This window comes from Arenimonas sp., from assembly GCF_041919775.1.
Classification (GTDB): domain Bacteria; phylum Pseudomonadota; class Gammaproteobacteria; order Xanthomonadales; family Xanthomonadaceae; genus Arenimonas.
Genome location: NZ_JAYRTE010000001.1, coordinates 100,073 through 119,313, shown reverse-complemented (window position 1 = coordinate 119,313; position 19,241 = coordinate 100,073). Strand labels below are relative to the sequence as shown.

Sequence of the window (19,241 nt, the reverse complement as noted above, 5' to 3'; positions counted from 1 at the left end):
CCGACGCCCATGATCCGCAGCATGACCGCCTTCGCCGCCTGCGAGCGCGCCGCCACCGGCGGCCAGCTGGCCTGCGAGCTGCGCTCCGTCAACCACCGCTTCCACGAACTGAGCGTGCGCGCGCCCGAGGAACTGCGGGCCATCGAACCGGCGCTGCGCGAACGTGTCGCCCAGAAGGTGTCGCGCGGCAAGGTCGACCTGGTGCTGCGCTTCCGTCCGGTGGCCGGCAGCCGCGGCGAACTCCGGCTCAACCAGCCGCTGCTCGACCAGCTGGCGGAGGCCGCCCGGGGGGCGGAAGGCCGCTTCCCCGGCCTGCGCACCGAGTTCACCGACCTGCTGCGCTACCCGGGCGTGGTCGAGGAAGAGGCCCTGGACCAGGCCGGACTGCAGGCCGATGCGCTGGCCCTGCTGGACGAGACCCTGGCCGAATTCGTCGCCGCCCGCGAACGCGAGGGCGCCAAGCTGGCCGCGGTGATGCGCGAACGCATCGACGGCATCGAACGCATCACCGGCCAGGTCCGCGACTGGCTGCCGGAGATCCGCGCCGCCCTGCGCGCCAAGCTCGACGGCAAGCTGGCCGACCTCAAGCTGCCGCTCGACCCGGGCCGGCTGGAGCAGGAAGTGGTGCTTAACCTGCAGAAGATCGACGTCGACGAGGAGCTCGACCGCCTCGCCAGCCACGTCGCCGAAGCCCGCCGCGTATTGGGCCTGCCCGAAGCCGTCGGCCGCCGCCTCGACTTCCTGATGCAGGAGTTCAACCGCGAGGCCAATACCCTGGGCTCGAAGTCGGTGGACAGCCGCACCACCCAGGCCGCGGTCGAGCTGAAGGTGCTGATCGAACAGCTCCGCGAACAGGTGCAGAACCTCGAATGAACACGCCCCGGGGCACGCTCTTCATCGTCGCCGCGCCCTCGGGGGCCGGCAAGTCGAGCCTGGTCAACGCCGTGCTGGCCAAGGAACCGGGCATCGCGCTGTCGATCTCGTTCACGTCGCGGGCGCCGCGGCCGGGCGAACGCCACGCCCAGCACTACCACTTCGTCAGCAAGGAAGAGTTCGTGGCCATGGTCGCGGCCGGCGACTTCTTCGAACACGCCCAGGTGCACGGCGACTACAAGGGCACCGCCCGGCAGTCGGTCGAGCCCCAGCTGGCGGCGGGCAAGGACGTGCTGCTGGAGATCGACTGGCAGGGCGCGCGCCAGGTGCGCGAGCAGGTGCCGGACTGTGTCAGCGTGTTCATCCTGCCGCCGTCCCGCGACGCCCTGCAGACCCGCATGCGCAACCGCGGCCAGGACAGCGAGGAAACCATCGCCCGCCGGCTGGCCGCCGCGCGCGAGGAAATGAGCCATTACGACGAGTTCGACTACGTCATCGTCAACGAACACTTCGATGCCGCCGCCGCCGAGCTGCGGGCGATCTTCGTTGCGCACCGGCTGCGCCGGCCGGTGCAGGCCCGGCGCCATGCCCATCTGATAAGCGAATTGCTGGCCTGAGGGGCCGGACCGGCGCGCGGGCTGCGCCCGGGGCCGTTCATTTGCACCGGAAAAGGCTCGGGGGTAGAATACCCGGTTCGCGTAACTTATTGATTTTCCGCGCTGCCCTGGCCGGGCATCGTGGTCGAGGAGATCCCATGGCCCGCATTACCGTGGAAGATTGCCTGTCCGTCGTGGACAACCGCTTCGAGCTGGTCCTGATGGCGTCCAAGCGTGCCCGCCAGCTGGCCAAGGGCGTGGACCCGGTGCTGGACAACAGCGAGAACGACGACAAGCCCACCGTGCTGGCGCTGCGTGAAATCGCCGCCCGCAAGGTCGACCAGGCCATGATCGACGACGTCGAGCGCGCCGAGCGCGAACGCGCCGAGCGTGAGGCCCTGGAGTGGGCCGCCGCCGAAGTCGTCGACGACGACCTGGGCAAGGGCGGCGACGACCTCTGAGGCCCCGGCCGGCGCCATGCCGGCCGCCGCGTGAAGGCCTTGCCTGAATTGTCCGGCAAGGACCGCAGCCCCCGCCATTGATGCCTTTACCGCGCCCGCGTAGGCTGCGGACATGTCCTCCTTCTCCAAGCCAAGACTGGCGGAAGCGCCCTGTCCGGACCCCTGTCCGGACGAGGTGGAGGCGCTCGAGCGGCGTTTGTCGGACTACCTGCCGGCCGACCAGGTCAGGCTTGTCCGCCGCGCCTACGAAATGGGCGCCCGGGCCCACGAGGGCCAGCTGCGCAAGTCCGGCGAGGCCTACATCACCCATCCGGTAGCGGTGGCCTCCCTGCTGGCCGAGCTGCGGCTCGACGCCGAAACCCTGTGCGCGGCCATCCTGCACGACGCCCTGGAAGACACGCCGCTGCCGCGCAGCGAGATCGAGCGTGAATTCAGCCCCACCGTCGCCGAGCTGGTGGACGGCGTCACCAAGCTCGACAAGCTGCACTTCCGCGATCGCCAGGAAGCCGCCGCCGAGAGTTTCCGCAAGATGATGCTGGCGATGGCGCGCGACCTGCGCGTCATCCTGATCAAGCTGGCCGACCGCCTGCACAACATGCGCACGCTCGACGCGATGGCCGCGGAATCGCGCCGCCGCATCGCGCGCGAAACCCTGGAGATCTACGCGCCCATCGCCCAGCGCCTGGGCATGAACAAGTTCAAGGCCGAACTCCAGGACCTGGGTTTCCGTGCCCTGCACCCGACGCGGCATTCGGTCATTTCACGGCGCATTGCTTCCCAGCCGGTGATGCGCCGCGAGGCGCTGGCCACCGTCGAGGCGCAGCTGGCCGCGCGGCTGGCCCAGGAACAGCTGCCGCATTCGCTGGTCAGTCGCGTGAAGTCGCCCTGGAGCATCTACACCAAGATGAAGCAGGAGCACAAAAGCCTCGACCAGGTGCTCGACGTCTTCGGCTTCCGCATCGTGGTGCCGGAAGTGATGCAGTGTTACCACGCGCTGGGCGCGGTGCATTCGGTGTACAAGCCGCTGGAAGGCCGCTTCCGCGACTTCATCGCCATCCCCAAGGCCAACGGCTACCAGAGCCTGCACACGGTGCTGTTCGGCCCCTACGGCGCGCCGGTCGAAGTGCAGATCCGCACCGAGGAAATGGACCAGGTGGCCGAACGCGGCGTCGCCGCCCACTGGCTCTACAAGAACGCCGGCAGCGGCAGCAGCGCCGCCCAGACGCGCGCCCAGGACTGGATCCGCAACCTGATGGACACCCAGCAGGCAGCCGGTTCGTCGCTGGAGTTCCTGGACAACGTGAAGGTGGACCTGTTCCCCGACGAGGTCTACCTGTTCACGCCGCAAGGCGACATCATGGCGCTGCCGCGCAACGCCACCGCGCTGGACTTCGCCTATGCGGTGCACACCGACGTCGGCAACCACGCCGTCGCCGCCCGCGTGGACAAGAAGCTGGTGCCGCTGCGCACCAAGCTCACCAGCGGCCAGAGCGTCGAGATCATCACCGCGCCGTCGGCGTCGCCGGGCCCGCAGTGGCTCGAGTACGTCGTCTCCAGCAAGGCGCGCACCGCCATCCGGCACTTCCTCAAGCGTCTTGAGCACGAGGACGCCGTCGACCTGGGCCACCGCATGCTCGACCGCGCGCTCGAGGCCATGGAAAGTTCGCTCGACCGCGTGCCGCCCGACCGCATCGAGCAGCTGCTGGCCGACCTGCGCTACCGCCGCCTCGAAGAGCTGCTTGCCGACATCGCGCTGGGCAACCGCATGCCGGCCCAGGTGGCGCGCATGATGGTCAACGGCCAGGACGACCTGCCGCTGACCGACGCCGAACTGCCGCTGGCGCCGACCGAACGCATCATGATCACCGGCAATGAGCGCGGCGTGCTCAGCTTCGCCGCCTGCTGCCATCCGATCCCGGGCGACGAGATCATGGGCTACCTCAGCGCCGGCAAGGGCGTGGTGGTGCACCGCGCCGATTGCCCGAACGTCACCGAGTACCGCAAGTTCCCCGAGCGCTGCGTGCCCATGGCCTGGGACCGCAGCGTCGGCGGCGACTACCGGGTGGTTCTGCGCATCGAAGTCGAGAACAAGCCCGGCGTGCTGGCCCAGGTCGCGGCGGCGGTGGCCGAGAGCAACTCGAACATCGACGCGGTCGAATATCGCGAACGCGACCTGACGGTGTCGGTGATGGAATTCTCGATCGAGGTCCGCCACCGCAAGCACCTCGCCGACGTCATCCGGCGTATCCGCCGACTGGGCGTCGTGCACGGCGTGCAGCGCGTCTGACGGCTGCTGGCGGCGGGGCGCCGGCGGCTCCTACAATGGCCGTCCACGTCCCACACCGAGGTCCGCCATGCCCCGCACCGCCATCGCCACCGAACGCGCGCCTGCCGCCATCGGGCCCTACTCGCAGGCCGTGCGCGCCGGCGGCGCCGTGTACCTGTCCGGCCAGATTCCGCTCGACCCGGCCACCGGCGAGCTGGTGCAGGCCGACATCAGCACCGAGACCCGGCGCGTCTTCGACAACCTCAAGGCGGTCTGCGAAGCGGCTGGCGGCAGTCTCGACGACGTCGCCCGCGTCGGCATCTACCTCACCGACCTGTCGGATTTCGCCGCGGTCAACGCGGTGATGGCGGACTATTTCCAGGCCCCCTATCCGGCGCGTTCGACCATCCAGGTCGCCGGCCTGCCCAAGGGTGCGCGCGTGGAAGTGGATGCCGTGCTGGTCACCGGCTGAGGCATGAAGCGCGCGCCGCGCCGCGGCGGCAACGACGGTACCGCCCTGGGGCCCGCGGGCGCGCAGCGGGTTTCCACGCTGCCCGGCGTGGGGCCCAAGGTCGCGGAGAAGCTCGTCGCGCGCGGGCTCGAGACGCTGCAGGACCTGTGGCTGCACCTGCCACTGCGCTACGAGGACCGCACGCGCATCGAAACCATTGCCTCGCTGCGCCCGGGCCAGCCCGCGCAGGTGCTGGCGCGCGTGGAGGCGGTCGAACGCAGCTTCCGCTACCGGCCCATGCTGCGCGTGGCGATCGGCGATGACTCCCACGGCACCCTGGTACTGCGCTTCTTCCACTTCGGCAAGGCCCAGGTCGCGATGTTCGTGCCGGGGCGGCGCATCCTTTGTTACGGGGAGGTCCGGCCCGGCCAGCATGGCCTGGAGATGGTGCATCCGAGCTACCGCCTGCTGGCCGACGAGGCGGATGCCAGTGCCCGCGATTCGCTCGACCCGTTGTACCCGGCGATCGAAGGCCTGGGGCCGCAGTCGGTGGCGCGGCTGGTGGGAGAGGCGCTCAAGCGCCTGCCCGAGGCCGCAGAGCTGGAGCTGCTGCCTGATGGCATGCGGGAACGCCTGGGCCTGCCGACGCTTCGCGATGCCCTGCTGACCGCGCACCGCCCGCCGCCGGACGCCGACCTGGCGCTGTTCGCCGCCGGTCGCCACCCGGCCCAGCGGCGGCTGGCGCTGGAGGAGTTGCTGGCCCACCACCTCAGCCTGCGCCGCCAGCGCATCGCCCTGCGCGCCCACGGCGCGATGCCGGTGCGTCCGGCGGGCAAACTGGCCCAGGCCCTGCGCCAGCGCCTGGCCTTCAGCCTCACCGGCGCGCAGCAGCGGGTAATGGACGAAGTGACCAGGGACATGGCGCGGCCCGAGCCGATGCTGCGCCTGGTGCAGGGCGACGTCGGCAGCGGCAAGACCGTGGTCGCGGCCCTGGCCACCGCCAACGCCGTCGAGGCGGGTCGCCAGGTGGCGCTGATGGCGCCCACGGAGCTGCTGGCCGAACAACACCTCAACAATTTCCGCGCCTGGCTCGAACCGCTCGGCCTGCGCGTCGCATGGCTGGCCGGCAAGGTCACCGGCAAGGCCCGGGCCGCGGCGCTGGAGGAAATCGCCAGCGGCCGCGCCCAGGTCGCGGTGGGCACGCATGCGCTGATGCAGGAAAGCGTGGCCTTCGCCTCCCTGGCATTGGCGATCGTGGACGAGCAGCACCGCTTCGGCGTGCACCAGCGCCTGGCGCTGCGCGACAAGGGCTTGTCCGGCAGCCAGGTGCCGCACCAGCTGGTGATGACGGCCACGCCGATCCCGCGCACGCTGGCCATGTCGGCCTACGCCGACCTCGACGTCTCGGTGATCGACGAAATGCCGCCGGGCCGCACGCCGGTCACCACGGTGGCGGTCAGCGGCGAGCGCCGCGCCGAGGTGGTCGAACGCATCCGCGCCGCCTGCGCCGAAGGTCGCCAGGCCTACTGGGTCTGCACGCTGATCGAGGACAGCGAGGAGGTCGAGGCCCAGGCCGCGCAGTCCACCTTCGAACAGCTGGGCGAGGCCTTGCCCGAACTGCGCCTCGGCCTGCTGCACGGACGCATGAAGCCCGCGGAAAAGCAGGCCGTCATGGCGCGGTTCAAGGCCGGCGATCTGCACCTGCTGGTCGCGACCACCGTGATCGAGGTCGGCGTCGACGTGCCCAACGCCAGCCTGATGCTGATCGAAAACGCCGAGCGACTGGGCCTGGCGCAGCTGCACCAGCTGCGCGGCCGCGTCGGCCGCGGTGCGGCGGCCTCGAGCTGCGTGCTGATGTACAAGCCGCCGCTGTCGGCGCTGGCGCGCGAACGCCTTGAGGTGATGCGCGCGAGCACCGACGGCTTCCTGATCGCCGAAAAGGACTTGGAGCTGCGCGGCCCCGGCGAACTGCTGGGCACCCGCCAGACCGGCCTGGCCAGCTTCCGCGTGGCCGAACTGGTGCGCGACGCCGACCTGCTGCCGGAAGTGCACCGCGCCGCCGAAGAGCTGCTGGCGACTTCGCCCGACCTGGCTGAGCGCGTGGTCGCACGCTGGGTCGGCGGCGCCGCGCGCTTCGCCGGCGCCTGAGCCCGCCGAGGCCGCGATTCGGGGATAATCGGGCGGATGGACGAACGCATACCGCTGCTGATCGATACCGACCCGGGCGTGGACGATGCCCTGGCCCTGCTGATGGCCTTTGCCGATACGCGCCACCGGCTGCTGGGCCTGACCGTCACCGCCGGCAACGTCGGCCTCGCGCACACCGTCGCCAACGCCCTGAAGCTTTGCGAAGTCGCCGGCGTGGACGTACCGGTGTTCCCAGGCTGCCCGGTGCCGCTGGTGCACCCGGCCGCCGACGCCGCCTACGTGCACGGCCAGGACGGCTTCGGCGATACCGGCTACACGTCGGCCGCGCGCGCCGCCGAAACCGAACACGGTGCGCTGGCGATCCTGCGGCTGGCGCGCGAACACGAGGGCCGGCTGCTGCTGGTGACGCTGGGGCCGCTGACCAACCTGGCCCTGGCCCTGCGCCTGGACCCGGACCTGCCCGCGCGCATCGGCCGGCTGGTGGTGATGGGCGGTGCGGTCACGGGGCAGGGCAATACCTCGATCCCGGCCGAGTTCAACATCGCCTTCGATCCCGAAGCCGCCGACGTGGTCTTCCGGGCCTTCCCGAAGGCCGAGGTGGTGGACTGGGAGGCGGTGCTGCGGCATGGCCTGCGTCACGCAGACTTCGAGGCCTGGGCGGCCGCCGGCGATGGCCGGGCGACCTTCTACGAGGCCATCTCCCGCTTCACCCGGCAATGGTCGCTGGAACGCCGCGGCGAGCGCTGGCACAGCGCCGACGCCCTGGCCATGGCCGCCGCCCTGCGCCCCGACGGCATCGTCCAGGCCGAGGACCGCTACCTGGCGGTCGAGCTGGAGGGCCGCCTGAGCCGGGGCGCCACGCTGGTGGACTGGCAGCAGCGTACGGGCCAGCCGGCCAATGCCCGCATCGTGATGGCCTACGACCAGGCGGCGTTCGAGGCCCAGGTGCGGGCGGCGCTGGGGGCCTGAGGCCGGGCCCAGGGGGTGCTTGCCCCGGACGCCAAAACCGGCTTATAATTCCGGTCTTTCCCCACGAATAACCGGCGGAGCACCAGCCATGAAGGCCGACATCCATCCGACCTACAAAGAAGTCGTCTTCCAGGACCTGTCCTCCGACTTCGCGTTCCTCACCCGTAGCACCCTTTCCAGCAAGGAAATGGTGAAGTGGGAGGACGGCAACGAATACCCGCTGATCAAGATCGACATCAGCTCGGCCTCGCACCCGTTCTACACCGGCAAGCAGAAGGTGATGGACACGGGCGGCCGCGTCGATCGCTTCCGCAAGCGCTACGCCAAGTAAGCGCCCGGCCCGGGCCGCCTGGCGGCCCCAGCCCACGAAAGGCCACCCCCGCGGGTGGCCTTTTGCGTTGCAGTGGCAGGGTCGCAAACGGGCCCCGTGTCACTGACTTCGCCGCCGGGCCGTGAGATACTTATGCGGATGGTGACCGCCCCGGCGGCATCTTCCGATTTCCTGTAGCGGGCGCCGCGCCAGCACCTTGATGGATTGCGGCCCGCACATCCCTGAAAGGAGTCTGCCCGTGTCCGACAACAAGAGCGTCGTACTCAACGCCGCCGGCAAGAACGTCGAGCTTCCCGTCCACCAAGGCACCCTCGGCGCGCCCTGCGTCGACATCACGCGGCTGCCGAAGGAAACCGGGATGTTCACCTACGATCCCGGCTTCGTGGCCACGGCCAGCTGCCGGAGTGCGGTGACCTACATCGACGGCGACGAGGGCGTGCTGCTCTATCGCGGCTACCCGATCGAACAGCTGGCCAAGCACTCGTCCTTCCTCGAAACCAGCTACCTGCTGATGAACGGCGAGCTGCCGGACAAGGCGCAGTTCGCGAAGTTCGAGCACGAAGTCACGCACCACACGATGATGCACGAGGCCTTCAAGAGCTTCCTGCACGGCTTCCGCCACGACGCCCACCCGATGGCCATGCTCTGCGGCATGGTCGGCTCGCTGGCCGCCTTCTACCACGACGACCTCGACCTGGAAGACCCGGAACAGCGCCGCCTGGCCGCGATCCGCCTGCTGGCCAAGGTGCCGACGATCGCCGCCGCCTGCTACCGCCACTCCATCGGCTGGCCGATCCGCTACCCGCGCAACAACCTCGAGTACGTCGACCGCTTCCTGCACATGATGTTCGAGGTGCCCTCGGGCCCGCTGGAGCTCAAGCCGGTCGCCGCCAAGGCGCTGGACCTGCTGTTCATCCTGCACGCCGACCACGAGCAGAACGCCTCCACCTCGACCGTTCGCCTGGTCGGCTCCACCGGTGCCAACCCCTACGCCTGCGTCGCCGCCGGCGTGGCCGCGCTCTGGGGCCCGGCCCACGGCGGTGCCAACGAAGCAGTGCTCAAGATGCTCGACGAAATCGGCCGGCCGGAGGACGTTTCCAAGGCCGTCGAACGCGCCAAGGACAAGAACTCGGGCTTCCGCCTGATGGGCTTCGGCCACCGCGTCTACAAGAACTTCGACCCGCGCGCGACGATCATCCGCGAGATGTGCCACCAGGTGCTCGACGAGCTGGGCGTGGACGATCCGCTGCTGGAAGTGGCGATGCGCCTGGAGGAGGCCGCGCTCAAGGACGAGTACTTCGTGCAGCGCAAGCTCTACCCGAACGTCGACTTCTACTCGGGCATCATCTACAAGGCGCTGGGCATCCCGACCGAGATGTTCACGGTGATGTTCGCCATCGCCCGCACTGCCGGCTGGGTGTCGCACTGGCTCGAGCAGCAGACCGACCCGGAAGCCAAGATCGGCCGTCCGCGCCAGATCTACACCGGCGCCGCCAGCCGCGACTACGTGGACCTGGCCAAGCGCTGAGCCACCTCAGCTGCGTTTCCCGGACGCCCCGCCCCGTGCGGGGCGTTCGCGTTTCAGGAGGCCGGTCAGGAGGCCGGGGCATCCTCCAGGAGCCGCGCCAGGGCCGTGCGCGAGGCCCGGGGCAGGGCACCCCCTCCCAGGGGATCACGCGGCGGCACGCGGGCTGCCGAGAGCGGCAGCACCCATAGCTCGAAGGCCTGGTCGCCGGCCACCACTTCCCAGCACGGCACCTCGGTGGCGCCGCCGGCGGCGAGCTGGATGCGGCGCATGCGCTGGCGCGCGGGGGCGCCGCGGTCGGCCAGCAGCCGGGCCACGGCGTCGGCGTGATCGGCGTGCAGGTGGATCACCACCGCCTCGTCGGGACCGGCGCTGCCATCCAGCACCGGCCCGGCCAGCCGGGGATCAAAATCGGCGAAGTGGTCCATCGCCGAGAGCGCGGTTTCGCGCTGCCGTCGCAGCCGCCCGGCGTCGAGCCGGCCCGGAGAGAACAGCCGGTGGTGGGCCTGCAGGGCTTCACGGATTTCTTCGGCGTCCGGCAGCGAGGCCGGGTCGCGAAGGCCCAGCCTTTCGGCGGCCTTTCGTCGCGCCGTGGCGATGTCGCCGGCGCCCTGCGCGAGCAGGCGCGCGGTTTCGGCGGCGACCCGCTGGCGGCGTGCCCGCGCCGCCAGCGGGTCAGAAGATGTCGAACGCCTCTTCATTGCTCAGGGCCGGCTCCACGTCGAAACCCTGGGCCGTGATCCGGTCGTAATCCTCGCGCTTGAAATAGTCGCGCACGCTTCCCGGCGTGCCTTCGGGCACCAGGCGGCCGGAGCCCGCGTCCACCGACGCGGTGACGGTTCCCGCCGGAACCTCGGGATCGTAGAGCGGCACGTCCTTGAGCGCGGCGTCCATGTAGTTGATCCAGATCGGCAGGGCGGCCTTGCCGCCGTACTCACCGCGGCCGAGGCTGGAAAAGTCGTCCTTGCCGACCCACACCGTGGTCACCAGGTCGCCACCGAAACCCGAGAACCAGGCGTCGCGGTAGTCGTTGGTGGAGCCGGTCTTGCCGCCGATGTCCGGGCGGCCGATCGCGGTGGCTGCCCGGCCGGTGCCGCGCTGCACGACGTCGCGCAGCATCGACTGGATCATGAAGGCGGTGCGGGCATCGATGGCCCGGGGAGCCAGCGAAACCGGACCTTCGGGCTCTTCGCTCGCGGCGGTTTGCGCCGGCTCCGGCGCCTCTTCCGGCTCGGGTGCCGGTGCCGGCGCACCGAGGTTGAAGCCGTCGACCACCGTGGCCTCGCGACCCGCCGCGGCGCCTTCGCTGCCACGCCCCGGGCAGCCCAGGCAGGCGCGCACGGGCACGTGTTCGCTGAGCACGCGGCCGTCGCGGTCGAGCACGCGTTCGATGAACCAGGGTTCGATCAGGTAGCCGCCGTTGACGAACACGGTGTAACCGCGGGCGATCGACAGGGGCGTCAGCGAGGACGTGCCCAAGGACATCGACAGGTTCGGCGGCAGGCTTTCCTGGCTGAAGCCGAACTGGGTGATGTAGCGGCTGGCGAAGTCCACGCCGATGGCGTCGAGCAGGCGCACCGAAACCAGGTTGCGCGACTGCACCATGGCTTCGCGAAGGCGCATCGGGCCGGCGAAGTTGCCGGCGTCGTTCTGCGGTCGCCAGACGTTGCCGGCACGGTCGCGGAACACCACCGGCGCATCGAGCACGATGCTGGCCGGCGAGAAGCCGCGTTCGAACGAGGCCGCATAGACGAAGGGCTTGAAGCTCGAACCCGGCAGGCGCTGGGCCTGGGTGGCGCGGTTGAACTTGTTCAGGCCGAAGCTGAAACCGCCGACCAGGGCGCGCACGGCGCCGTCCTCGGGCTGCAGCGACACCAGCGCCGCCTGCGCCTGCGGCAGCTGGGCCAGGCGCAGCTCGCCCGACTCGGCGTCGAGCGCGAGCCGGATGACGTCGCCGCGCTTGAACAGCTGGGCAGGCGTCTTGCGGGTCCAGCGCGTGGATTCGGCGTCCAGGCCGAGCGGCGTGCCGGCGGCGGTGATCAGCTCCGCCGAATCGCCTTCGGTCCCGGTCACCAGCACCGCCTGCAGGCCGCCCAGGGTCGGGTAGTCGCGCAGGCGCTTGCGCATGTCGTCGGCCGATTCGCCTTCGGCCAGATCAAGCTGGGCTTCCGGCCCGCGGTAGCCGTGGCGGCGGTCGTATTCGAGCAGGCCGGCCTGCAGCGAGCGCACGGCGGCGAGCTGGTCGTCGGATACGAGCGTGGTGAAGACGCTCAGGCCGCTGGTGGTCGCTTCGGCGCCGTAGCGCTGCTCCATCTCGGCGCGCACCATCTCGGCCACGTACGGCGCCTCGACTTCGATCTTGGGCTCGTGCGGACTGGCGTGCATCGGCTCGGCGCGCGCCGCCTGTTCTTCGGCCTCGCTGATCATGCCTTCCTCGCGCATGCGCTGGAGCACGTAGTTGCGGCGCACCAGGGCCCGTTCCGGATTGATGATCGGATTGCCGGAGGACGGGAATTTCGGGATGGAAGCCAGCGTGGCGGCTTCGGCCAGGGTCAGCTGGTCGAGCGTCTTGCCGTAGTAGAACTCGGCGGCCGCGGCGATGCCGTAGGCCCGGTTCCCGAAGAAGCTCTTGTTGAGGTAGAGCTCGAAGATCTCGTCCTTGCTGAGCTCCCGCTCCATCTTCAGCGCCAGGAAGATCTCGGTCAGCTTGCGCGTGTACGAATATTCCGTGCTGAGGAAGAACTGGCGGGCCACCTGCTGGGTGATCGTGCTGCCGCCCGGCACGCGCTTGTCGTCGGTGGTGGCCAGCAGCCAGACCGCGCGGGCGATGCCCCGCCAGTCCACGCCCGGATGCTCGTAATACCGGGCGTCCTCGATGGCGATGAAGGTCTGCTTGACCTGCTCGGGTACGTCCTCGATATCCACCGGGAAGCGGCGCGTCTCACCTATGACTGAGATCAGCCGGCCGTCGCGGGTGTAGATCGATAGCGGCACCTGCAGCTGCACATTGCGCAGCTCCTGCACGTCCGGCAGGCGCGGTGCGATCAGCCAATACAGGATGCCCAGGGTGGCCAAGCCAAGTACGGCGAGGCCGGCGAAAAGTATCAATGCCCGCCGGAGCAGGCGTTTGAATCGGGCCATCCAGGGCCCCTCCGAGGTTTACAGCGGCGTGGGTCGGGGAGTATAGAACGAGGCAGGGTCCGGCCGTGTTGTCGGGGAACGGCCGGAATCGGACCCGGAATGCGTCTTGTAGGGGAAGCCGGGGTGGCCAGCAGGGGCCCAGGGGAGATCCGGGCGGGGGGGGCATTGCCATTTGGGAATTTTTCGTTATTTAATGTAATGGCGCACCATTCGTGTGTAAGCGCCCGTCGGAAGGGGAGAAACCGTGGGTCTTTTCGGAAATGCCAAGACACCGCTGGTCGGCCTGGACATCAGTTCCACGGCCGTCAAGCTACTTCAGCTCACCGAGTCCGGCGGGCGGTACCGCGTTGAGCATTACGCGGTGGAACCGCTGCCGCCCAATGCCGTGGTCGAGAAGAACATTGTCGAGGTCGAGGCCGTCGGCGAGGCGATCAAGCGTGCCGTGGCCCGCTCCGGCACCAAGGCCCGGCACGCCGCGGCCACGGTCTCGGGTTCCTCGGTGATCACCAAGATCATCCCGATCCAGGGCGACCTGGACGAGGATGCCCTCGAGGACCAGGTGCAGCTCGAAGCCTCGAACTACATCCCGTTCCCGATCGAGGAAGTCAGCCTCGATTTCGAGGTGATCGGCCCCGTGCCGAACAACCCCGAGATGGTGCAGGTGATGCTGGCGGCCTCGCGCACCGAGAACGTCGAGCTGCGCCAGTCGGCGCTCGAGCTCGGCGGCCTCAGCGCCAAGGTCGTCGACGTCGAGGCCTTCGCGATGGAGAACGCCTTCAAGCTGGTCGCCGACCAGCTGTCGGTGCCCAAGGACGCAATCGTCGCCCTGGTCGACATCGGCGCCACGATGACCACGCTCAACGTGCTTCGCGCCCAGCGCAGCATCTACACCCGCGAGCAGGTCTTCGGCGGCAAGCAGCTGACCGACGAAGTGATGCGCCGCTACGGCCTGAGCTACGACGAAGCCGGCCTGGCCAAGCGCCAGGGCGGCCTGCCGGAAAGTTACGAGGTCGAAGTGCTCGAGCCGTTCAAGGAAGCGCTGGTCCAGCAGGTCAGCCGACTGCTGCAGTTCTTCTACGCCGGCAGCGACTTCAACCGCGTCGACCAGGTGGTCCTGGCCGGCGGCTGTGCCTCCATCGCCGGCATCGCCAACCTGGTCGAGGAGCAGCTGGGCGTCCCGACCGTCATCGCTAACCCGCTCGCCAACATGGCGCTCGGCCCCCGCGTCCAGGCACATGCCCTGGCGCAGGACGCCCCGGCGCTGATGATCGCCTGCGGCCTGGCCCTGAGGAGCTTCGACTGATGGCCAGAATCAACCTGCTTCCCTGGCGCGCCGAGCGGCGCAAGCAGCGCCAGAAGGAATTCATGACCATGCTGGGGCTCTCGGCCCTGGTCGGCGTGCTGATCAGCTTCCTGATCGTCATGTACTACAGCGGCCAGATCGAAGGCCAGCAGGAGCGCAACCAGTACCTGCGCGACGAAATCGCGGCGGTTGACGCCCAGATAGTCGAAATCGAGGCCCTCGACAAGAAGAAGGCCAACCTGCTTGCGCGCAAGCAGGTGATCGAGGAGCTGCAGGCCAGCCGTTCGCAGATGGTGCACCTGTTCGACCAGCTGGTCCGGACCATTCCCGAGGGCGTGCGCCTGAACTCGATCAAGCAGGCCGGGTCGATCCTGACGCTGGAAGGTTCGGCGCAGTCCAACGCCCGGGTCAGCTCCTACATGCGAAACCTGGAGGAGTCCGGCTGGATGGCCAATCCGGATCTTTCGATCATCGAAACCAAGGGCGAGGACAAGGGCCTGCCCAACGCCTTCTCCCTGAAGGTGCAACTGGTGACCCCGAAGCAGGAAGCGGACCCCGTGCCGGCTGACGGAGACGCGGTCGTGGGAGGTGTCCAGTGAGCAAGAACATCGACCTTCGCAGTCTCGACTTCAACAACGCCGGTGCCTGGCCGACCCAGGTCAAGGTGGGCGCCTGCTTCCTGCTGGTGGCCCTGATCATCGGCCTGGGCTGGTACCTGTTCGTCAGCGACCGTCGCGTGACCCTCGAATCCGAGGAGGCCACCGAGGTCCAGCTGCGCGAGGAGTTCCAGGGCAAGCAGGGCCGGGCCGCCAACCTCGAGCCGCTCAAGCAGCAGCTGGCCCAGATGGAAGTGATGCTGCAGCAGATGCTGCGCCAGCTGCCCAGCAAGAACGAGATGCCGGACCTGATCGTCGACATCTCCCAGACCGCGCTGGCCGCCGGCATCAGCAACGAGCTCTTCCAGCCCGGTGCCGAGAACCAGCTGGAGTTCTACGCCGAGAAGCCGATCCAGCTGCGCATGGTGGGCTCCTACCACCAGTTCGGCGCCTTCGTCAGCGGCGTCGCCTCGCTGCCGCGGGTGGTCATCATGACCATGCACGACATCTCGCTGGAGCCGCGCGAAGGCCAGGAAGGCTCGCTCGTGCTCTCCGGCACGGTCAAGACCTACCGCTACCTCGATGAAGACGAGGAAGCCGTCGAGGAATCCAATACCGCGGGAGGCTCCAAGTGATGGCCCCGTCCATGACCCGTAAAGCCATGAGCGGGCTGCTGATCGCGGCGATCGCGCTGTCCCTGTCGGCCTGCACCCGCGGCAAGCGTGACCTCGAGGCCTGGGTGGCCGAGGTCAAGGCCCGCCCGGCGCCGCCGCTGGACCCGCTGCCGGTGATGAAGCAGTTCGAAACCTTTGAATATGCCGCGCAGGACATGCGCGACCCGTTCGCACAGCCGGGAGCCGACCGCGACAGCAACAACGCGCTGCGGCCGGACCCGAACCGGCGCAAGGAGGTCCTCGAGGCCTTCCCGCTGGACAGCCTGGACATGGTCGGCACGATCGGTGGTGGCACCGGCGTCGTCGGACTGGTGATGGGACCGGACCGCGTCACGCATCGCGTGCGGGCCGGCAACTACCTGGGTCTCAACGACGGTCGTATCACCGCGGTCTATGAAGACCGCATCGAGATTGTCGAACTCGTACCGGATGGGGCGGGCGGCTGGCTGGAACGCCAGGCCCGGATCGCCCTTGAAGACAATTGATTGGGGGAATGCACGATGACCGCGAATAAAACGAACGGCGAGGGGATGGGCACCAAGCGTCGCTGGGTGCTGGCCATGGGAGCGCTCGCCGTCGGCATGGCGACGTCGCTGTCCGCGCTGGCGGCGAACGTCCTGCAGGACGTGCGTTATGCCTCGGCCCCCGGAGGAAAGGTCGACATCACCCTGGAGTTCTCCGAACCCGTGGGTGACGTGCAGGCATTCACCACCGACACGCCGCCGCGCATCGCGATGGACCTGCCCGGGACCAGCAATGGCCTGGACCAGCGTCGCATCGTGATCGGCAGCGGCGCCACCTCGGCGGTTTCGGCCGTCGAGGCCGGTGGCCGGACCCGGGTCGTGGTGGACCTGTTCCGCCCCGCCGGCTACACCACCCGCGCCGCCGGCAACCTTCTGGTGCTCACGGTGGACGGCGGTGCCCAGCCCAACAACCTGGCGACCGGTCCCGACCCGAGCAAGAAGGTCGCGACCGACCTGCAGGTGGCCAACATCGACTTCCGTCGCGGTGAGAACGGCTCCGGCCGGGTCATCCTGAAGTTCAGCGGCGACGGCGCCGCGGCCGACATGCGCAACGAAGGCAACCGACTGGTCGTCGACGTCGCCAACGCCAGCATCCCGGAGGCTCTGCGCCGCCGGCTGGACGTCACCGACTTCGCCACCCCGGTCAAGAGCCTCGAGCCCAATGCCAACGCCGGCAGCACCCGCCTGGTGATCCACACCAACGGTGCCGTCGAATCCATGGCCTACCAGACCGGCAACGAATACGTGGTCGAAGTCACGCCCAAGCGTGGCGCTGCCGGCCCGGTTGTCGCGGGTGCGCCCGGCCGGGCGGCCGGTGCCGTTGCCGGCGAGCCGGAAGCCAAGCGTTACGGCGGCCGTCCGGTGACCTTCAACTTCCAGGACGTGCCGGTGCGCACCGTCCTGCAGCTGATCGCCGAAGAGTCCGGCCTGAACGTGGTCGCCTCCGACACGGTGCAGGGCAACGTGACCCTGCGCCTGATCAACGTGCCCTGGGACCAGGCGATGGACATCGTGCTGCGCGCCAAGCAGCTCGACAAGCGTCGCGACGGCAACGTCATCTGGGTCGCGCCGCAGAAGGAAATCGCCGATTTCGAGCAGGCGGTGGCGGACGCACGCATCGCGAACGAAGTCCGTGAGCCGCTGGTTACCGAGTACATCCCGGTGAACTACGGCATTGCCGAAGACCTGGCCGGTCTGCTGACCGATGACAGCAAGCAGGCGCAGACGGTTGGCGGTGGCGGCGGTTCCCAGCAGGTTGCTGGCGGCTTCCTTTCCCCGCGCGGCAGCGTCAGTTTCGATTCGCGCACCAACACCTTGCTCGTGGTCGATACCCAGGCCAAGGTGGACGAGATCAAGAACATGCTGGCGATTCTCGATCGCCCGGTCGACCAGGTGCTGATCGAGGCTCGGATCGTCGTCGCCACCGAGGTGTTCGCTCGCGAACTCGGTGTGATGTTCGGCGTGCAGGACCGTACGGGTACTTTGCAGAACAGCAACGGGACGACGACGGACTCCGGCTTCATGGTGAACCTGCCGGTGAATCCTGCCGCGGGCGTCCTCAACCTCAGCATCCTTCGCCAGGACATTGCGCTCGACCTGGAACTGTCGGCACTCGAGGAAGAGGGTCGCGGCGAGGTGGTTTCCAACCCGCGCGTCATCACGGCCAACCAGCGTGAAGCCATCATCCGCCAGGGTGACGAAGTGGCCTACCTGACTATCCAGCCGTCCACCACGCCGGGTGCCGTGCCGCAGGCGACCGTCGAGTTCAAGGAAGTCCTGCTTGAGCTCAAGGTCACCCCGACCATCACCCAGGACGGCCGCGTTTACCTGAACCTGGCGGTGAAGAAGGACGAAGTCAGTGAACTGGTGGCCAACCCGGCCGGCGGCTTCGTGCCTCAGATCGCCCGTCGTGAGGTCAGTACCGCCGTGCTGATCGACAACGGCCAGACCGTGGTCGTCGGCGGCGTCTACGAGTTCAGCAACCGCGAGGACCTGCGCAAGGTGCCCTTCCTGGGCGACCTGCCGGTGCTGGGTAACCTGTTCAAGAACAAGACCCGCGGCATCGAGAAGGCCGAGCTCCTGATCTTCGTCACCCCGCGCGTGCTGCAGGTGGCGCACCGGGGATCCTGACCGGTCCCGGCTTGAACATGGACAGGGCCGCGCAAGCGGCCCTGTTTCTTTCCAGCCCCCCCAGAACCATGAGCCACTCCCTGCGCACCACGCTCCAGCCCGGCGAAGTCCTCTTTCGGGAGGGTGATCCGCCAGACACTGCCTACCTGATCGAAAGCGGCGGTATCGAGGTGCGTGCGCGCCAGCGCGGCAAGGACGTGGTGCTCAGCCTGCTCGGCCCCGGCGACCTGGTTGGCGAGATGGCGGTCATCGACGATTCGCCGCGCACGGCCACCGCTACCGCGATCGGCGAAACCGTGCTGTTCCCGATAGACCGCAGCCAGATCGCCGAACGTCTGGCGGGCACCGACCCGATCGTCCGCTCCCTGCTGGAAGGCCAGCTCAAGCGCTATCGCGGGGCCCTCGCGGCGCTGCAGGGCCTGGGTCCCGACACCGGCCAGGCACCCATGACCACCTCCGAGCGCCTGGGCGTCAACAAGATCCGCCTGGAAGCACAGCTTCGCGAAGCCCTGGCGGCTCGCGGACTCGAACTGAGCCTGCAGCCCCTGCTGGACGTCGACCGCGACCGCATCGCCGGTTACGAGGCGCTCGTTCGCTGGCACCACCCGGAGCGCGGTCCGATATCTCCGGCGGAGTTCGTCGCTCTGGCGGAAGAAACCTCGCTGATCGTGCCGGTGGGCGAATACGTCATGGACACCGCCTGCGAGTCCGTCGCACGCCTGGTGGACGCGGGCCACGACCGGCCCTTCGTCGCCGTCAACGTGTCTGCCCGCCAGCTCTCTCACCCCGGCCTGGTCGAACGCATCGTGGCACGTGCCGACGCGGCCAGCCTGCCGCGCGGCAGCATCAAGCTGGAGATCACCGAAAGCCAGGTCCTCGACTACGACCTGGTCGGCCAGGTGATCAGCCTCTGCCATGCGCACGGCATCAAGGTGGCCCTCGACGATTTCGGAACCGGCTATTCGCACCTGGCCCACCTGCACCGCCTGGAGTTCGACGTGCTCAAGGTCGACCAGGCCTTCTCCCGCCACATGCTCGGCGAACCGCGCGCGATGGCGGTGGTTGAAGCGATCGTGCAGCTGGGGAGGGCCCTGCAGGCCGAGATCGTCGTCGAAGGCGTCGAGACGCCGGCGCAGCTGCAGGCACTGCGTCGCCTGGGCTGCCATTACGCACAGGGCTACCTGATCGGCCGCCCGCGCACGCTCGCGGAAATCCTCGCCGAAGCCCCGCCGGGTCCGTTCGGCGGCTGAGGT

At 68.8% G+C, this 19,241-nt stretch carries 16 protein-coding genes and 1 pseudogene; 15 read left to right on the top strand and 2 right to left on the bottom strand.

Features of this window, described 5'->3' with window-relative positions:
* The first annotated feature begins 9 nt into the window (after positions 1-9).
* The 9 genes from ACE3TE_RS00555 to ACE3TE_RS00515 all read left to right on the top strand — a co-directional run bounded on the left by ACE3TE_RS00555 (position 10) and on the right by ACE3TE_RS00515 (position 9,623).
* Entirely contained in the window at positions 10-873 is an 864-nt protein-coding gene (locus tag ACE3TE_RS00555) for a YicC/YloC family endoribonuclease (RefSeq protein ID WP_374601218.1), read from the top strand.
* Complete coding sequence (gene gmk / locus ACE3TE_RS00550; RefSeq protein ID WP_374601216.1) at positions 870-1,490, top strand: guanylate kinase; 621 nt, start codon at positions 870-872, stop codon at positions 1,488-1,490. Before ACE3TE_RS00555 ends, gmk begins: the two co-directional genes overlap by 4 nt.
* 137 nt (positions 1,491-1,627) lie before the next feature.
* Positions 1,628-1,930, top strand: coding sequence for a DNA-directed RNA polymerase subunit omega (rpoZ, locus tag ACE3TE_RS00545; protein WP_374601214.1), 303 nt, complete (start codon positions 1,628-1,630; stop codon positions 1,928-1,930).
* A gap of 112 nt (positions 1,931-2,042) precedes the next feature.
* Entirely contained in the window at positions 2,043-4,217 is a 2,175-nt protein-coding gene (locus ACE3TE_RS00540; protein ID WP_374601212.1) for a bifunctional (p)ppGpp synthetase/guanosine-3',5'-bis(diphosphate) 3'-pyrophosphohydrolase, read from the top strand.
* Between the two features lie 67 nt (positions 4,218-4,284).
* Complete coding sequence (locus tag ACE3TE_RS00535; RefSeq protein WP_374601210.1) at positions 4,285-4,668, top strand: RidA family protein; 384 nt, start codon at positions 4,285-4,287, stop codon at positions 4,666-4,668.
* A 3-nt stretch (positions 4,669-4,671) separates the two neighbouring features.
* A complete protein-coding gene (gene recG, locus ACE3TE_RS00530; protein WP_374601208.1) occupies positions 4,672-6,795 on the top strand; it encodes an ATP-dependent DNA helicase RecG in 2,124 nt (707 codons plus the stop codon).
* A gap of 36 nt (positions 6,796-6,831) precedes the next feature.
* Positions 6,832-7,764, top strand: a complete 933-nt coding sequence (locus tag ACE3TE_RS00525) for a nucleoside hydrolase (RefSeq protein WP_374601206.1) — start codon at positions 6,832-6,834, stop codon at positions 7,762-7,764.
* An 88-nt stretch (positions 7,765-7,852) separates the two neighbouring features.
* On the top strand, positions 7,853-8,095 hold the full coding sequence (locus ACE3TE_RS00520) for a type B 50S ribosomal protein L31 (protein ID WP_374601204.1): 243 nt from the start codon (positions 7,853-7,855) through the stop codon (positions 8,093-8,095).
* 238 nt (positions 8,096-8,333) lie between these two features.
* A complete protein-coding gene (locus ACE3TE_RS00515) occupies positions 8,334-9,623 on the top strand; it encodes a citrate synthase (RefSeq protein ID WP_374601202.1) in 1,290 nt (429 codons plus the stop codon).
* A 65-nt stretch (positions 9,624-9,688) separates the two neighbouring features.
* Here the strand turns inward: ACE3TE_RS00515 and ACE3TE_RS00510 are convergent, their stop codons facing one another.
* Positions 9,689-10,321: a hypothetical protein gene (locus tag ACE3TE_RS00510; RefSeq protein ID WP_374601201.1), complete on the bottom strand. Its 633-nt coding sequence runs from the start codon at positions 10,319-10,321 to the stop codon at positions 9,689-9,691.
* Positions 10,296-12,761, bottom strand: coding sequence for a penicillin-binding protein 1A (locus tag ACE3TE_RS00505; RefSeq protein WP_374601199.1), 2,466 nt, complete (start codon positions 12,759-12,761; stop codon positions 10,296-10,298). The genes ACE3TE_RS00510 and ACE3TE_RS00505 overlap by 26 nt, the downstream gene beginning before the upstream one ends.
* Before the next feature lie 244 nt (positions 12,762-13,005).
* Between ACE3TE_RS00505 and ACE3TE_RS00500 the strand changes: the two genes are divergently transcribed.
* The 6 genes and pseudogenes from ACE3TE_RS00500 to ACE3TE_RS00475 all read left to right on the top strand — a co-directional run bounded on the left by ACE3TE_RS00500 (position 13,006) and on the right by ACE3TE_RS00475 (position 19,238).
* A complete protein-coding gene (locus ACE3TE_RS00500) occupies positions 13,006-14,064 on the top strand; it encodes a pilus assembly protein PilM (RefSeq protein ID WP_374601197.1) in 1,059 nt (352 codons plus the stop codon).
* Positions 14,064-14,618 (top strand): annotated as a pseudogene (locus ACE3TE_RS00495) (PilN domain-containing protein); the annotation flags it as partial. The gene ACE3TE_RS00500 and the pseudogene ACE3TE_RS00495, both read left to right, overlap by 1 nt.
* Before the next feature lie 41 nt (positions 14,619-14,659).
* Positions 14,660-15,295 (top strand): type 4a pilus biogenesis protein PilO, encoded by a 636-nt coding sequence (locus ACE3TE_RS00490; RefSeq protein ID WP_374601196.1) that lies wholly within the window; start codon positions 14,660-14,662, stop codon positions 15,293-15,295.
* A gap of 11 nt (positions 15,296-15,306) precedes the next feature.
* Entirely contained in the window at positions 15,307-15,819 is a 513-nt protein-coding gene (locus ACE3TE_RS00485) for a pilus assembly protein PilP (RefSeq protein WP_374601195.1), read from the top strand.
* 15 nt (positions 15,820-15,834) lie between these two features.
* Positions 15,835-17,988 (top strand): type IV pilus secretin PilQ, encoded by a 2,154-nt coding sequence (gene pilQ / locus ACE3TE_RS00480; protein ID WP_374601193.1) that lies wholly within the window; start codon positions 15,835-15,837, stop codon positions 17,986-17,988.
* A 68-nt stretch (positions 17,989-18,056) separates the two neighbouring features.
* Positions 18,057-19,238 (top strand): EAL domain-containing protein, encoded by a 1,182-nt coding sequence (locus ACE3TE_RS00475; RefSeq protein WP_374601192.1) that lies wholly within the window; start codon positions 18,057-18,059, stop codon positions 19,236-19,238.
* The last annotated feature ends 3 nt before the right edge of the window (positions 19,239-19,241 follow it).

Excerpts from the sequence above, each read along its gene's own strand:
- rpoZ (WP_374601214.1), top strand. The coding sequence starts at position 1,628 with ATGGCCCGCATTACCGTGGAAGATTGCCTGTCCGTCGTGGACAACCGC.
- ACE3TE_RS00485 (WP_374601195.1), top strand. The coding sequence starts at position 15,307 with ATGACCCGTAAAGCCATGAGCGGGCTGCTGATCGCGGCGATCGCGCTG.
- ACE3TE_RS00475 (WP_374601192.1), top strand. The coding sequence starts at position 18,057 with ATGAGCCACTCCCTGCGCACCACGCTCCAGCCCGGCGAAGTCCTCTTT.
- pilQ (WP_374601193.1), top strand. The coding sequence starts at position 15,835 with ATGACCGCGAATAAAACGAACGGCGAGGGGATGGGCACCAAGCGTCGC.
- recG (WP_374601208.1), top strand. The coding sequence starts at position 4,672 with ATGAAGCGCGCGCCGCGCCGCGGCGGCAACGACGGTACCGCCCTGGGG.
- ACE3TE_RS00540 (WP_374601212.1), top strand. The coding sequence starts at position 2,043 with ATGTCCTCCTTCTCCAAGCCAAGACTGGCGGAAGCGCCCTGTCCGGAC.
- ACE3TE_RS00525 (WP_374601206.1), top strand. The coding sequence starts at position 6,832 with ATGGACGAACGCATACCGCTGCTGATCGATACCGACCCGGGCGTGGAC.
- ACE3TE_RS00535 (WP_374601210.1), top strand. The coding sequence starts at position 4,285 with ATGCCCCGCACCGCCATCGCCACCGAACGCGCGCCTGCCGCCATCGGG.
- gmk (WP_374601216.1), top strand. The coding sequence starts at position 870 with ATGAACACGCCCCGGGGCACGCTCTTCATCGTCGCCGCGCCCTCGGGG.
- ACE3TE_RS00505 (WP_374601199.1), bottom strand. The coding sequence starts at position 12,761 with ATGGCCCGATTCAAACGCCTGCTCCGGCGGGCATTGATACTTTTCGCC.
- ACE3TE_RS00555 (WP_374601218.1), top strand. The coding sequence starts at position 10 with ATGATCCGCAGCATGACCGCCTTCGCCGCCTGCGAGCGCGCCGCCACC.
- ACE3TE_RS00520 (WP_374601204.1), top strand. The coding sequence starts at position 7,853 with ATGAAGGCCGACATCCATCCGACCTACAAAGAAGTCGTCTTCCAGGAC.
- ACE3TE_RS00510 (WP_374601201.1), bottom strand. The coding sequence starts at position 10,321 with ATGAAGAGGCGTTCGACATCTTCTGACCCGCTGGCGGCGCGGGCACGC.